Here is a 14197-nt window from a genome sequence, read left to right as displayed (position 1 = left end):
AAAGGCCCCCATCAGGGAGCCTTTGATATAGACACAGGTAAGCGCTATTAGTTCTGTGCCGCGCTACCGTGAGAGTTGTTCATGTACTGGAAGAAGTCACTCTTTGGATCAAGAACGAGGATATCGCTCTTGTCGCTAAATGAATTCTCGTAAGCACGTAGCGAACGAATAAAGCCAAAGAACTCAGGGTCTTTGCTGTACGCATCTGAGTAAACTTTTGCAGCTTCTGCATCGGCCTCACCGCGCGTAACACGAGCAGTACGGTCTGCCTCAGCAAGTACTGTCGCTACCTCTAGTTCAGCTTGCGCTCGGATAACCTCAGCTTTTTCACGACCTTGCGAACGGTGGCGACGCGCCACTGACTCACGCTCTGCGCGCATACGCTGATAGATAGACTCACTGATCTCATCCGGGAGGTTGATTTTCTTCATTCGGAAGTCAAACACCTCTACGCCCAAGTCAGCCATCGCACTTTCACTGGTACCAAGCAGTACGTTTTCCATGATCTTATCCCGCTCACCGTCGATCTCTAGCGCTTGAAGGGCGGCTTCAGTCACAATCTCTTCATCTTCTAGAGAGTCAGGTAGAACGTCTTGGTTACGTGGACCTGACACAATCTGCTTGATCTCGCGTGAACCAATCTCCGAACGCAACACGTCCATCACTTTTCGTTCAAGAAGCGCCTCAGCAGTAAGGTTGTTACCACCACCAGTACTCAAGTAGAAACGTCCAAAGTCTGCGATTCTCCACTTCACATAGGTATCAATAAGCACATCTTTTTTCTCAGACGTTACGAAACGGTCAGTGCGGCCTTCCATGGTTTGAATACGTGCTTCAAGTGTCTTCACACGATCAAACAAAGGCATTCTAAAGTGCAGACCTGGCTCGTAGATACGAGAAACACCGTTATCATCAAGTACGCGACCAAAACGAATCACCATGCCACGCTCGCCTTCTTGAACAACGAACATAGACATCAGCAATAGCGCTAACGCGACAACCAATACAGGGATCATTAATTTACGCATGATTAGAATCTCCCTTCACGAGTGTCTGTAGAGCGCGAACCAGATGAGGTTTGAATTGGCGCTTGTTGTTCCAGTTCGATTGCATCGTAGCCTGCTGATGAGCGCTGAGTACGCTTGGTCTCAGTACGACCTTCGCCAGCGAGCTTATCAATTGGCAAGTACAGAAGATTACCGCTTGATTCAGAGTCAATCAGTACCTTAGACGAGCTAGTGTATACCTGCTCCATCGTATCAAGATACAGACGGTTGCGCGTCACTTCCGGCGCTGCCTGGTATTCAGGTAGTAGCTTCTCAAACTGCGCCACTTGACCCAAAGCTTCATTGACGATGCGCTCAGAGTAACCAAGGGCTTCTTTCTTCAAACGTTCAGCTCGACCAGTTGCTTTAGGCAGGATGTCGTTACGATAGGCCTCGGCTTCACGCTCAAAACGCTCCTCATCCTCACGTGCAGCAATCGCATCATCGAAGGCATCTTTCACTTGCTCAGGCGGACGTGCCGACTGGAAGTTGACGTCAACGATCACAATCCCCATATCGTAAGCGTCAACAATTTCGTTCAAGGTCTCTTGTGTGCTTTGACGAATTTGTTGACGGCCACTGGTCAGAATGCTGTCCATCAACGAATCACCAATTACCGCACGCAAAGCAGAATCGGTCGCTTGACGTAAGCTGTCATCGGCATCAATCACAACGTAAAGAGACTTGTATGGGTCGGCGATACGGTACTGAACGTCCATCGCCACCGTCACGACGTTTTCATCCTTGGTCAACATCAGACCTGATGAGCGCAGTGAGCGGATCTCCTGAACGTTGACCGGTTCCACATCATCGATGAAATATGGACGCCAGTTTAGGCCTGGATCGACCACGCGGTCATATTTACCCAGACGCAATACCACGCCTCGCTCGGCTTCACCAATCGTGTAGAAACCGGCAAATACCCAAATAACGATGGCAATCAAAGCGACAACGCCGAATCCTAAGAATCCGCCATTAGCCGATGATGAACCATTGCCACCACCACCAAACTTACCACCCAGTTTTTGACTTAGTTTGCTGAAAACTTCATCCAAATCTGGTGGTCCTTGCTCACGGCCACCAGGTTTCTGGTCACCACGATTGTTGTTACCCCAAGGGTCATTATCGCGGCCATTATTGCCGTTATTATTACCAGGCTCGTTCCACGCCATTAGTAAGCTCCATCATTTGATATGACGTTATACTGTAGCAGTCATTTAAGTAACTATAAAGTCACGTAAAACTGCCCCTTCTCTTTTTTCAAGTCGCTGCCAGTCGACACTTTGCATGCGGATATCGATCAGAAGATTCCCTTGCTCGTCGTAGCCTTCACTCAGAATACATTTCTTTTCAAAAAAGGCACTCCGGATTCGGCCTTGAAAAGCTGGCGGTATCTGCAGCTTATATTCCACCATTTGACTGGCAAGACGCTCTTTCAATGCCTCAAAGAGCAAATCCATTCCCTGGTCAGCCATGGCTGAAACCCAGACAGTAGTAGGCACGCCCTCCTCATCTCTTTCGATACGAGGTTTTTGCCCTTCGAGATTATCGATTTTGTTCATCACCACAAGCGTGGGTACTTCCGAGGCTTCTATCTCCTCAAGAACTTCATGAACAGCATGAATATTCTCACGAAAACGCTCGTCACTGGCATCAACAACGTGTAACAAAATGTCAGCTTCTTGCGTTTCTTGTAATGTCGCCTTAAACGCAGCGACCAGGTCATGAGGTAGGTGACGAATAAAACCTACCGTATCCGCCAAGATGGCCGGCCCGACCTCTTTCAGCTCAATCTTACGCAAGGTTGGATCAAGCGTTGCAAACAACTGGTCAGCGGCATAAACGCCCGCTTGTGTGATGCGATTGAACAGGGTGGACTTACCTGCGTTGGTATAACCAACCAAGGATACCGTAGGGATCTCGGCGCGTTGGCGAGCTCGTCGTCCTTGTTCACGCTGCTTGGAGACTTTCTCCAAACGGCGCAGTATCGCTTTAATTCGGTCACGCAGTAGGCGTCTGTCTGTCTCAAGCTGGGTTTCACCCGGGCCACGCAGACCAATACCACCTTTCTGTCGCTCCAAGTGGGTCCATCCACGAATCAATCGAGTCGAAATGTGTCTCAGCTGCGCAAGCTCGACTTGCAACTTACCTTCATGTGTTCTCGCTCGCTGAGCAAAGATATCAAGGATCAAGCCAGTACGATCGAGCACACGACAATGACACAGTGCTTCGAGATTTCGTTCTTGGGCTGGGGAAAGGGAGTGATTAAAAATCACAATATCGGCTTCGACTCGCTGAACTGCTTCAGCAATTTCTTGGGCCTTACCCTCTCCGACGTAATACTTGGGGTGAGGTGACTGACGGCTACCGGTGATCACCTGTAGCGTATCGACACCCGAGGAAGACGCCAGCATTTCAAACTCGACTAGGTCTTCCCATTCACCCTCTTGCGTGAAGTTGATATGAACAAGTACGGCTCGCTCACCGGCTTCATAACGGTCAAACAAGCGTTCAACTCCTTATTATTTTATTGTAGATCAGAGATTAATCTTCCGATTTTTCTTGAGGACGATCGCCTTGAGGACGGTCACCGCTGTGATGGCTAACTGGACGAGCCGGTACAACCGTAGAGATTGCGTGCTTGTACACCATTTGGTTTACCGTGTTCTTCAACAAGATCACGAACTGATCAAAAGACTCGATTTGACCTTGTAGCTTGATGCCGTTTACCAGATAAATTGATACTGGGATACGCTCGCGGCGTAACGCATTTAGGAATGGGTCTTGTAAAGATTGCCCCTTAGCCATTTTATTTTCCTTATTTGAATTATGTTGTTGTTATTTAGCTAGTGGTGCTTTGCAATAGAATTGCGCTGCCTTTGCATCTGAGCTAAACAGTAATCAAGTGATCACCTTAAGTAAGAATGATCTCCTGCGCAAAAGCAAAAATATTATACACTGTATTCTCAATCGGTGGCGATTGCCTGTGACAGAGTTTCTAAAGCGTGATCAATATTTTCGCTATCCAACCAAGTGAGATCATCCCAGCTGCGCAACCAGGTGACTTGCCTCTTGGCTAATTGACGAGTGGCGCACACACCGCGGAAAATTGCTTCCTCAAGTGTGGCGTTCCCGTCCAAGTAGTCCCACATCTGCCGGTAACCGACACAACGGATAGAAGGAAGATCGGAGTGAAGATCCTCACGCTGATAGAGCGCTTGCATCTCCTGTTCAAATCCAGCTTCCACCATCTTATCGAATCTAAGTTCAATCCGGCGATGCAGCTCTGCCCTATCCTTGGGAGCGATTGCAAACTGCTTAACACGGTAAGGCAGTGATTCACCTTTAGTTTGTGTCAGCTCAGTTAGAGTTTTACCTGAAATCCTATAAACTTCCAATGCCCGAGACAATCTTTGTGGATCATTCGGGTGAATTCTTTGTGCTGATACGGGATCAATCTCTCGAAGTTGGTCGTGTAATGCCTGCCAACCCCGTTCCTGACTCTCTTTCTCAATCTGCTGCCTTATCTCAGGATTGGCCGCGGGTAGTGGCGATAACCCCTCAAGCAAGGCTTTGTAATACAACATTGTGCCGCCCACCAACAATGGGATCTTACCCTTAGAAACGATGTCGGCCATCTCTTTTAGTGCATCACGGCGAAAGTCAGCCGCAGAGTAGGCCTCACTTGGGTCTAAGATATCAATCAGGCGATGTGGCGCTTGGGCTAACTCGTCTGCATCTGGCTTTGCTGTGCCGATATCCATACCGCGATAGATCAAAGCCGAATCCACGGAGATAATCTCAACGGGATAGCGCTGTCTTAGGCGAATGGCCAAATCTGTCTTGCCGGAGGCGGTTGGCCCCATCAAAAACAGTGCAAGTGGTAATTTTTCGTTCATAGTGTAAAAGCAGATATCGTATCGGTGAAGTCGATGCCAATGATTAATTTCGGATCGTCTACAGGTAGTTGACCATGCCAGAGCTGCTCCAGTTCCCCAATTATTTGAACCGCCTCGGATAAAGTGTAGCTAGGTTTCTCAATAATGATCTGATTCACCAGCCATTTCGTTACCTGTTTGACGGATTGAGGATCTTGCTCCAAACAATTTTGAGCCGCGTACGATAACAGATCTGGGATCAGTTGTTGAAGGTTTTGTTGTCGTATCGGTTGCGGTACGGCAATCACCATCAAGGTCGACTTATCCCTTGCAACCAACTTGATCCCCAACTGCAACAGCGTGCTCTGGAGTGCCTCTTGTGCTTTATACTGCGCTGGATCGACCTTTAGCGCCAAAGGGATCAGCAAAGGCTGCATAGTTAAAGGACCTTGTCTTGGGCTTAATTGACCGAGTAAGCGCCACCACTGCGCTCGAGGGATCGACAACATTGAGCACTGATCATCAAGGTGGATCAAAAGATGCTTGTGCTCAATCACACACACTGCCTTGCCAAAACGTTCCGCTGAAACCTTTATTCCTTTCGCCTTGGGCAAGTCACGTTTGGACACGTCACGCGTCTGCGCTGATGGATTGCCCCCAGCCTGTGGATCAGGCTGAGAAGTCTGCATCAGCTCTTGATAGGCCGCAACCTCATTAGCGGAGGGCGCGTTTTTTTGTGCCGCTGACGCTCCTGAGCCCGTCTCTCTTCTGCCGGGCGAGCTTGAGCGATTTGCTTGCCAATGATGGCGCGCCTCCCCCTCCTCGACTCTGTACTCAGCAACTCTTGGCCCCGCAGCTACTGCTCTGGACTCTGCGGGGGCAGAAGTGACCGATGCCTTGTTCGGGTAGGCCGGTGTTCGCTCTACCGCCTGCGACAACTGCTGCTCAATATTGGCATCACTCGTTGACACAGCAGACTCTGGCTGAGCATGATGGAAGGCTGACTCGGTTTGTTTGGGCGCCTCGATACTCAAGCTTTGCGCTAAGGCGCCCGCAAGGGCTTGATAAATAAAATCATGTACCAGGCGTGCTTGATGAAAACGCACCTCGTGTTTCGCCGGGTGAACATTCACATCAACCTGATGTGGGTCAATCTCGATAAACAGGATATAGGTTGCGTACTGCTCCGGTCGCAGCGTGCTCTCATAGCTTTGTCGGATCGCATGGTTGATCAACTTATCACGCATCATACGCCCGTTGACATAGCAGTACTGGAGATCGGCTTGCTGCCTCGCCCCCTCTGGCGTGGTGATCCAACCATGCAATTTTAGATCATTGTGCTCAAGCTCAACCTTGAGCATCGAGCGAACAAAGGCGCTACCACACACCGCACCAATACGCTTGGTCGCCTGAGCTTCGGTTTTCGCCGCGCGATATTGACGGATCATCTTGCCATTGTGGCGCAGGTTAATCGTTACATCAAAGCGACTTAGGGCGATGCGTTTAAGCAGTTCATCGATATGAGTGAACTCGGTCTTCTCTGTTTTGAGGAACTTACGCCGAGCTGGCGTGTTAAAGAACAGATCCAGAACCTCAACCGAGGTACCAACTGGGTGCGCAGCGGGTTGCAACTTGACTTCCATATCACGCCCCTCGGTATAACACGACCATGCCTCTTCCTGAGTTGCTGGACGCGAGGTTAGGGTTAAGCGTGCTACTGAGCTGATACTGGCCAGTGCCTCACCACGAAACCCCAAGCTAACGATCGCCTCAAGATCATCCAATGAATGAATTTTAGAGGTAGCATGACGGCTGAGCGCTAACCCCAACTCGTCTTTGACGATCCCCTTGCCATTGTCGCGCACGCGGATAAGCTTAGCGCCTCCCTTTTCGATATCGATATCGATACGGGTTGCGCCAGAGTCTAGGCTGTTTTCTACCAACTCTTTAACAACCGAAGCGGGGCGCTCAACCACCTCACCTGCTGCAATTTGGTTAGCCAGTCGAGCTGGTAAGATTTTGATCGTCATACTCGTACTACTTGTTAGGAATGATTAACACCTGCCCGACCGCAAGCTGATCGGAACGCAGGTTATTGGCCGTGCGAATACTCGCTACCGTGACACCATATTGACCAGCAATTTTACCAAGGAACTCCCCACGCTTGACCTTGTGTTGCTTGGGTGGAACATCTTTCACATTGACGGTGATCTTTAGCTTTTGTCCCAAACGCAGCGTGTCTGTCTTGAGGTTGTTTTCGCGCTTGATCGTGGCCACCGACACTTTGTAGTCTTGCGCCAGTTTGCCCAGATAGTCACCACGCTTTACGGTGTGCGTGACTGTCTTAGTCCGTAGTGCTGGGAGATTACTACTCGATGCAGCTCGACTAGCCGCTGGAATTTTTAACTCCTGACCAATCGCCAAACTACTGCTGGTTAGATTGTTGGCACTACGAATCGCCGACACGGTCGTGCCGTAGCGATTGGCAATAACCGATAAGCTCTCACCGCGCTGCACTTTATGTTGGACCGTGTTGCCGCGATTGGCAAATAAGGTTCCTGGCGGCGGCGTGCCCTCAAAATACTGAACAATCGCGGTGGTCAGTGCACGAGCCAGCTTATTTCGATGCTCCCGCTGGAACAGCAATCGCTCTTCTGTTGGGTTAGAGATAAAGCCTGTTTCTACCAATACCGAAGGAATGTCGGGTGATTTAAGCACCGCTAGGCTGGCATTGATAGGCTCTTTCTGGTGCAGGCGCGCCACCTTCCCCATCTCACGCAAGATTTTGGTTGCGACTTTATGCCCTTCACGCTGTGAGAATTGGAATTGCAGATCAATCACGGTTTGGCTGACGTTGCGATCCGTGCTGTTTCTACCCAGAAGCTCTGCCGCTCCACCAAGCAGTTGAGATTGCTCCTCGTGATTTTGCACCCATTTGGCGAGTTCTGAATTGGCACGCGACGTATTGAGGACGAACACCGAGGCCCCACGCGGTTGAGGTGAGTGGAATGCGTCGGCATGAATCGATACCAAAAGGTGAGCGCCGTTCTCCCTTGCCAGCTCAGAGCGTCGGTTAAGATTGACGAAGTAATCCCCTTGACGCGTCAGGACTGCTTTCATACCTGGGATAGCGTTGATGTTAGCGGCAAGCTTTTTAGATACCGCAAGCGTCACATGTTTCTCGTATTTTCGAGTCGGACCAATAGAGCCTGGGTCTTCCCCGCCATGCCCAGGATCGATTGCCACCACGATATCGGCATTGCCCACCAACTGTGAGGCATCTCGGCTGGCCTGGCTTGGAGAAGGCGTCGGTGCTGCCTTCTTCTCTGTGTGTGGCATATCGATCACCAATCGGTGTCCATATTGACCACCGGGCGTCGGGGCCAGCTTAAATAAATTGGGTGAGGTTTTATCTTTTAGCTCGAAGACCAAGCGGAAAGTTCCCTTTGAAGGCGGGGAGCTTTTACGAATGCGCTTAAGTACTGGGCTGTCAGTGATATCTACCGGTAGAGTTGCTGCCAGTTGCGTATTTTGCAGGTCGACAACAATACGATCGGGGCTGCTAAGCGTGAAAAAACTGTGTTTCGCCTCAGTTTTGAGATCGATGACCACTCGCGTCTCATCTGGCGATGGCCATACACGAATACTCTCCAGCACATTGGCCCAAGCGGTTGATGACACCAGCGCCATCAACACAAGAAAAGAAAAACCACGACTCCACATAACGAGTTATGCCAGCTCCATCTGTTCAACGAGTTTAATTCCATATTCCGACACACTGCGTAAAGTGGCTTTTCGCTGGGTGCCTTCATAGCGTATATCAATATGTAGATCTGGCTCGGGAAGCATTCCTTGTCCCTTCTCAGGCCACTCCACTAAGCAGATCGCATCATGAGTAAAATAGTCTCTAATCCCCATAAACTCGAGCTCTTCTGGATCAGCGAGACGGTAAAGATCAAAGTGATAAACCATCCAGTCAGCCAGTTGGTATGGCTCAACTAGCGTGTACGTTGGGCTTTTGACGTTGCCCTGATGACCAAGAGATCGGACAAAACCACGGCTAAATGTGGTTTTCCCGGCGCCAAGATCACCATGCAAATAAATGGTTGTCTGCTGAGTACAGCACTGTGCAAGATGATCCCCAAGCTTGATGGTATCTTGCTCGTCTTTAAGTAAAAATGTTTTTGATGTCATTTGATTTAGGTAATAAGTGTTGATCATCTTTGGCAGTTAATACTCTCACTATAGCGAGTATTTGCCTCTGACTATGTAAAAAGCCAGCTAATATTCAAGTATATATAATTCAGTGAATAGGAAATAGTCATACGCTGATAAATTGATCCTCAAGTCAGCCCTGTGACAATTTTTTGTGTCCTTTCGCAAGCAGATCCGCTAGGATCAGCGCCCCGCGAAAAAGGAGCGAGTTTGATGAACCTTACTGACCTAGCCAACCAGATAAAAACTTGGGGTATCGAGCTCGGCTTTGATCAAATCGGTATCACTGATGTGGATCTTAAAAACCATGAAGCCTACCTGCAAAATTGGCTAGATAAAGGCTACCACGGTGAGATGGACTGGATGGCACGTCACGGTATGATGCGCGCTCGCCCTGATGAGCTGCTTCCGGGCACAGTTAGAGTCATCAGTGCTCGAATGAACTATCTTCCTCCACAAGCCAAGTTTGCCGCAGATCTTAAAGACCGTCATGCGGGTTATATCAGCCGCTATGCCCTTGGTCGCGACTATCACAAGCTCGTGCGTAATCAACTTAAAAAGCTGGCGCAGAAGATCGAGCAAGAAGTCGAGCAACTGGGCTACCGTCCCTTTGTCGATTCCGCCCCGATTCTCGAACGCCCACTCGCAGAAAAAGCAGGATTAGGCTGGGTTGGTAAGCATTCGTTGCTACTGAATCAACAAGCGGGCTCTTGGTTCTTTCTCGGAGAGCTGCTCATCGACCTTCCCCTGCCTATCGATCCACCAAACTTAGGCGATTGTGGCCATTGTGTGGCCTGTAAAACCGCTTGCCCGACTCAGGCGATTGTCGACGATAAAGTGGTCGACTCAAGGCGCTGTATCTCCTATCTCACGATTGAGTATGACGGCATCATCGATGAAGCGTTACGTGAAGCTATCGGCAACCGTATCTACGGCTGTGATGACTGTCAGTTGATTTGCCCATGGAATCGCGAGACTCCAATCACAACCCATGACGACTTCCATCGCCGCGAAGATTTTAATGATGCCAGCTTGCTGAGTTTGTTCAGTTGGTCTGAAAGTGAATTTCTGCAACGAATGCAAGGCAGCGCAATTCGTCGAATTGGCTATACTCAATGGTTACGCAATATCACTATTGCGATTGGCAACGCTCCATATCAGCCTCAATACGTTACCGCATTACACGATAAACTGGGTATCAGCGATATGCTGGATGAGCATATTCATTGGGCAATTCAGCGACAAAAACAGCAACAATTACAGCAGACAGAGTTGAGCCGCAAACAACAACGGCTGATTAGGGTGGTTGAGAAAGGCCTTCCGCGCGATGCTTAACGTATGAAATAAGTCTCTACAGAATATGACCTATGTCTAAGTTTGATTAATGTGGAAAATGTTTTTTGTTTCTTGGTTTTTTCACCGGAAATGAAAGTTAGCCACATTATAAAAAAATGACAAAGATCAAAAAACCAGATGATGGATTGTCAACAAAATACAATCACACTTTCCAAAATTAGATTTTTTTCCATTTGAAACAACAGCTTACACAAGGGCAAATGTTGGCTATCTTAATTTGAAAACCAAATGATCTTGTGTAAGGGCACTTACTGACAAGTTTGATCTTACTTACCCACCAACTTATCCACAGGTCACGTATTGTGGATAACTCTGTGAATCAACAATAGAAAAACGTTCCACAGGGCTAGTAATTAAGGGCACTAAAGCGCTGACGACAACGCAGCGCATCCCTTAATCCACAGTGGAATTAAGTTTCAGGTCGGTATTTTGGGGGATTATGCTTCACAGCATGGGAAAGAACGATATCGGAAGATTGGTTGCGGGGGCCGGATTTGAACCGACGACCTTCGGGTTATGAGCCCGACGAGCTACCAAGCTGCTCCACCCCGCGTCCGATATTCACTGTTAAGCACAATGAGGGCTTTCAAACTGGAGCGACACACGAGGTTCGAACTCGTGACCTCAACCTTGGCAAGGTTGCGCTCTACCAACTGAGCTAGTGTCGCATATCAACAGCAAGTGCTATTGATTAAATTTGGTTGCGGGGGCCGGATTTGAACCGACGACCTTCGGGTTATGAGCCCGACGAGCTACCAAGCTGCTCCACCCCGCGTCCGATATTCACCATTCAAAGCATGATGATAGCTTTACTTTCCACCTTGAAGAAAGTGGAGCGACACACGAGGTTCGAACTCGTGACCTCAACCTTGGCAAGGTTGCGCTCTACCAACTGAGCTAGTGTCGCATATCAACAGCAAGTGCTATTGATTAAATTTGGTTGCGGGGGCCGGATTTGAACCGACGACCTTCGGGTTATGAGCCCGACGAGCTACCAAGCTGCTCCACCCCGCGTCCGATATTCACTGTTAAGCACAATGAGGGCTTTCAAACTGGAGCGACACACGAGGTTCGAACTCGTGACCTCAACCTTGGCAAGGTTGCGCTCTACCAACTGAGCTAGTGTCGCATATCAACAGCAAGTGCTATTGATTAAATTTGGTTGCGGGGGCCGGATTTGAACCGACGACCTTCGGGTTATGAGCCCGACGAGCTACCAAGCTGCTCCACCCCGCGTCCGATATTCACTGTTAAGCACAATGAGGGCTTTCAAACTGGAGCGACACACGAGGTTCGAACTCGTGACCTCAACCTTGGCAAGGTTGCGCTCTACCAACTGAGCTAGTGTCGCAATGTCATTGTTAAGTACAATGAGAACTTTAAGCTGGAGCGACACACGAGGTTCGAACTCGTGACCTCAACCTTGGCAAGGTTGCGCTCTACCAACTGAGCTAGTGTCGCAATGTCATTGTTGAGTACAATGAGAACTTTAAGCTGGAGCGACACACGAGGTTCGAACTCGTGACCTCAACCTTGGCAAGGTTGCGCTCTACCAACTGAGCTAGTGTCGCATATCAACAGCAAGTGCTATTGATTAAATTTGGTTGCGGGGGCCGGATTTGAACCGACGACCTTCGGGTTATGAGCCCGACGAGCTACCAAGCTGCTCCACCCCGCGTCCGATTTTCATCATTTAAAGCATGATGATAGCTATTCAAATTGGAGCGACACACGAGGTTCGAACTCGTGACCTCAACCTTGGCAAGGTTGCGCTCTACCAACTGAGCTAGTGTCGCTTTTTACAACGTTTCCGTCGTTTAGGGCTGCGAATTATAAGAGCATTTTTTTGTGATGCAAGTTCTTTTTCAAAAAAAAAATCATTTTTGATCAGAGTGATGAAAAAACACCCACTACGCATACCCTAAACTAGTGATTTCTATCAGTTAAAGATGATCAGATCGTAAAGATCGTTTCGCGATAATACTTCAATTCAGCTATGGATTCACGAATATCGTCCAACGCAAGGTGAGTGCCTTGTTTAGAAAAGCCATCCAACACCTCGGGCTTCCAGCGGCGGGTCAACTCTTTCAGTGTACTCACATCAAGGTAGCGGTAATGGAAGTACTGCTCAAGCTCAGGCATATGCTTGTATAGAAAACGGCGATCCTGACCAATACTGTTACCACAGATAGGTGATTGCCCCTTTGGTACCCACTGCTCTAAGAACTCAATCGTCTGACGAACCGCTTCTTGCTCATCAATATTACTGCTGCGTACACGCTCCACCAGCCCACTCGCGGTGTGGGTGTTGGTACACCAGTCATCCATCTTGGCCAATTCAGACTCAGGCTGTTTTACTGCTAAAACAGGCCCTTCGGCTAATATGTTGAGTTGGCTGTCAGTGACTACAGTGGCGATTTCGATGATTTTGTGGGTTTCAGGATCGAGCCCGGTCATCTCCAGATCAACCCAGATTAAGTTCTGATCGCTGAACGACATAGTTTTATCACCTATTTGTTTGCACGTAAAAAAGGTACTATACCCAAATTAAGATCCTCAAGATAGCTTGGTGCCATCACACCTATCTTGGTCACACTAGATTTGAGAGTTAACGTGGCGAAAAAGAAAAAGCTGACCAAAGGTCAAGTAAGACGAGTCAGAAGCAATCAGAAGAAAAAGCTTAAACAGCCAGATACCGTGCAATGGGATGAGAGCATGCTGGGTGGGATTAAGACTGGACTCGTGATCACTCGCTTTGGTCAGCATGCGGATATCGAAGATCCAGAGACCAAGCAAGTTCATCGCTGTAATCTAAGACGTGGCATCGAGAGCCTAGTCTCGGGCGATCAGGTCTTGTGGCGTGCAGGGCTCGAGTCTATGGATGGTATCTCCGGCGTGGTTGAGGCCGTTGAGCCAAGAACCTCGGTATTGACTAGACCAGACTATTACGACGGCCTAAAGCCCGTTGCTGCCAACGTTAATCAGATGATCATCGTGTCATCGGTGCTGCCCGAGCTTTCACTCAACATTATTGATCGTTACCTCGTGGCTGCTGAAACACTCAACATCGCTCCACTGATTGTCCTTAACAAGATCGACCTACTTAAAGCAGAGGAACTCGAGAAGTACAAGCAATCACTGAAAGAGTACGAGCGTATTGGCTACAAAGTGATGTATGTCAGTAAAGAAGCTGATCTTGGGATCAGTGAACTTGAGGCCGAGCTCACCGGACGTATCAACATCTTTGTTGGTCAATCAGGTGTAGGTAAGTCGAGCCTCGTGAATGCACTGATGCCAGGACTCGATGTTGAAGAAGGTGCGGTGTCTGAAAACTCAGGACTTGGCCAACATACGACAACGGCAGCTCGTCTTTACCATATCCCAAGTGGCGGTGACCTGATTGACTCTCCAGGCGTGCGTGAGTTCGGTCTGTGGCACCTGGAAGCTGAAGAGGTCACCAAGGCGTTCGTTGAGTTTCGCCCTTTCCTTGGCGGATGTAAATTCCGTGACTGTAAACATCAGGACGATCCCGGCTGTCTATTGAAACAGGCGGTAGATAACGGTGAAATCAATCAGGTTCGCTTTGACAATTATCACCGCATTCTTGAGAGCATGGTTGAAGGGCGTGCCAACCGTCAGTACTCACGCAATAAGAAGGCTGACCTGTAATTTAGACCAACCACAAAATTTACGCTTTTGTGG

The 14197-nt window shown here is 48.9% G+C and carries 11 protein-coding genes and 12 tRNA genes; 2 read left to right on the top strand and 21 right to left on the bottom strand.

The annotated features are described in order from the left end of the window. Positions 1–47 precede the first annotated feature (47 nt). The 8 genes from hflC to tsaE form a co-directional block, all read right to left on the bottom strand. Complete coding sequence (hflC, locus tag ACZ5R2_RS03810) at positions 48–1028, bottom strand: protease modulator HflC (protein WP_464901094.1); 981 nt, start codon at positions 1026–1028, stop codon at positions 48–50. A gap of 2 nt (positions 1029–1030) precedes the next feature. Continuing rightward, complete coding sequence (gene hflK / locus ACZ5R2_RS03805) at positions 1031–2218, bottom strand: FtsH protease activity modulator HflK (RefSeq protein ID WP_464901093.1); 1188 nt, start codon at positions 2216–2218, stop codon at positions 1031–1033. A 45-nt stretch (positions 2219–2263) separates the two neighbouring features. Then, positions 2264–3553 carry a ribosome rescue GTPase HflX gene (gene hflX / locus ACZ5R2_RS03800; RefSeq protein WP_464901092.1) on the bottom strand — a complete coding sequence of 430 codons (1290 nt, stop codon included), beginning with the start codon at positions 3551–3553 and terminating at the stop codon, positions 2264–2266. Positions 3554–3590: 37 nt separating this feature from the next. Next, positions 3591–3854, bottom strand: coding sequence for an RNA chaperone Hfq (gene hfq / locus ACZ5R2_RS03795; RefSeq protein WP_005438329.1), 264 nt, complete (start codon positions 3852–3854; stop codon positions 3591–3593). A gap of 158 nt (positions 3855–4012) precedes the next feature. Then, on the bottom strand, positions 4013–4945 hold the full coding sequence (gene miaA / locus ACZ5R2_RS03790; protein WP_464901091.1) for a tRNA (adenosine(37)-N6)-dimethylallyltransferase MiaA: 933 nt from the start codon (positions 4943–4945) through the stop codon (positions 4013–4015). Next, positions 4942–6954, bottom strand: a complete 2013-nt coding sequence (gene mutL, locus ACZ5R2_RS03785; RefSeq protein WP_464901090.1) for a DNA mismatch repair endonuclease MutL — start codon at positions 6952–6954, stop codon at positions 4942–4944. The genes miaA and mutL overlap by 4 nt, the downstream gene beginning before the upstream one ends. A gap of 7 nt (positions 6955–6961) precedes the next feature. Further along, positions 6962–8647 (bottom strand): LysM peptidoglycan-binding domain-containing protein, encoded by a 1686-nt coding sequence (locus tag ACZ5R2_RS03780; RefSeq protein WP_464901089.1) that lies wholly within the window; start codon positions 8645–8647, stop codon positions 6962–6964. Positions 8648–8653: 6 nt separating this feature from the next. Further along, positions 8654–9118, bottom strand: coding sequence for a tRNA (adenosine(37)-N6)-threonylcarbamoyltransferase complex ATPase subunit type 1 TsaE (gene tsaE, locus ACZ5R2_RS03775; RefSeq protein WP_438461372.1), 465 nt, complete (start codon positions 9116–9118; stop codon positions 8654–8656). A 234-nt stretch (positions 9119–9352) separates the two neighbouring features. Here tsaE and queG point away from each other — a divergent pair, with 234 nt between their 5' ends. After that, entirely contained in the window at positions 9353–10474 is a 1122-nt protein-coding gene (gene queG / locus ACZ5R2_RS03770; RefSeq protein ID WP_464901088.1) for a tRNA epoxyqueuosine(34) reductase QueG, read from the top strand. 497 nt (positions 10475–10971) lie between these two features. On the opposite strand, the gene ACZ5R2_RS03765 is transcribed toward queG, so the two are convergent. The 13 genes from ACZ5R2_RS03765 to orn form a co-directional block, all read right to left on the bottom strand. Then, positions 10972–11048 (bottom strand) — tRNA-Met (locus ACZ5R2_RS03765). A 39-nt stretch (positions 11049–11087) separates the two neighbouring features. Continuing rightward, a tRNA-Gly gene (locus ACZ5R2_RS03760) sits at positions 11088–11163 on the bottom strand. Positions 11164–11193: 30 nt separating this feature from the next. After that, positions 11194–11270, bottom strand: a tRNA-Met gene (locus ACZ5R2_RS03755). A gap of 56 nt (positions 11271–11326) precedes the next feature. Further along, a tRNA-Gly gene (locus ACZ5R2_RS03750) sits at positions 11327–11402 on the bottom strand. 30 nt (positions 11403–11432) lie between these two features. Beyond that, a tRNA-Met gene (locus ACZ5R2_RS03745) sits at positions 11433–11509 on the bottom strand. Between the two features lie 39 nt (positions 11510–11548). Beyond that, positions 11549–11624: transfer RNA gene (locus tag ACZ5R2_RS03740), tRNA-Gly, on the bottom strand. Between the two features lie 30 nt (positions 11625–11654). After that, a tRNA-Met gene (locus ACZ5R2_RS03735) sits at positions 11655–11731 on the bottom strand. Between the two features lie 39 nt (positions 11732–11770). Further along, positions 11771–11846 (bottom strand) — tRNA-Gly (locus ACZ5R2_RS03730). A gap of 34 nt (positions 11847–11880) precedes the next feature. Continuing rightward, positions 11881–11956 (bottom strand) — tRNA-Gly (locus ACZ5R2_RS03725). 34 nt (positions 11957–11990) lie between these two features. After that, a tRNA-Gly gene (locus ACZ5R2_RS03720) sits at positions 11991–12066 on the bottom strand. A 30-nt stretch (positions 12067–12096) separates the two neighbouring features. Continuing rightward, positions 12097–12173 (bottom strand) — tRNA-Met (locus ACZ5R2_RS03715). Positions 12174–12215: 42 nt separating this feature from the next. After that, positions 12216–12291, bottom strand: a tRNA-Gly gene (locus ACZ5R2_RS03710). A 157-nt stretch (positions 12292–12448) separates the two neighbouring features. Next, positions 12449–12994 carry an oligoribonuclease gene (orn, locus tag ACZ5R2_RS03705; protein WP_464901087.1) on the bottom strand — a complete coding sequence of 182 codons (546 nt, stop codon included), beginning with the start codon at positions 12992–12994 and terminating at the stop codon, positions 12449–12451. A 114-nt stretch (positions 12995–13108) separates the two neighbouring features. On the opposite strand from orn, the gene rsgA reads away from it, so the two are divergent. After that, on the top strand, positions 13109–14164 hold the full coding sequence (rsgA, locus tag ACZ5R2_RS03700) for a small ribosomal subunit biogenesis GTPase RsgA (RefSeq protein WP_464901086.1): 1056 nt from the start codon (positions 13109–13111) through the stop codon (positions 14162–14164). Positions 14165–14197 lie beyond the last annotated feature (33 nt).

It is taken from the genome of Vibrio sabulosilitoris (genome assembly GCF_055391395.1).
Note: the sequence above shows the minus strand (reverse complement) of the source record. Positions and strands in the feature narration are given on the sequence as shown.

What these genes read in the sequence shown, in the direction of transcription:
- hflK (WP_464901093.1), bottom strand. Translation starts at nt 2,218, where the DNA reads ATGGCGTGGAACGAGCCTGGTAATAATAACGGCAATAATGGCCGCGAT.
- miaA (WP_464901091.1), bottom strand. Translation starts at nt 4,945, where the DNA reads ATGAACGAAAAATTACCACTTGCACTGTTTTTGATGGGGCCAACCGCC.
- tsaE (WP_438461372.1), bottom strand. Translation starts at nt 9,118, where the DNA reads ATGACATCAAAAACATTTTTACTTAAAGACGAGCAAGATACCATCAAG.
- queG (WP_464901088.1), top strand. Translation starts at nt 9,353, where the DNA reads ATGAACCTTACTGACCTAGCCAACCAGATAAAAACTTGGGGTATCGAG.
- hfq (WP_005438329.1), bottom strand. Translation starts at nt 3,854, where the DNA reads ATGGCTAAGGGGCAATCTTTACAAGACCCATTCCTAAATGCGTTACGC.
- ACZ5R2_RS03780 (WP_464901089.1), bottom strand. Translation starts at nt 8,647, where the DNA reads ATGTGGAGTCGTGGTTTTTCTTTTCTTGTGTTGATGGCGCTGGTGTCA.
- mutL (WP_464901090.1), bottom strand. Translation starts at nt 6,954, where the DNA reads ATGACGATCAAAATCTTACCAGCTCGACTGGCTAACCAAATTGCAGCA.
- orn (WP_464901087.1), bottom strand. Translation starts at nt 12,994, where the DNA reads ATGTCGTTCAGCGATCAGAACTTAATCTGGGTTGATCTGGAGATGACC.
- hflC (WP_464901094.1), bottom strand. Translation starts at nt 1,028, where the DNA reads ATGCGTAAATTAATGATCCCTGTATTGGTTGTCGCGTTAGCGCTATTG.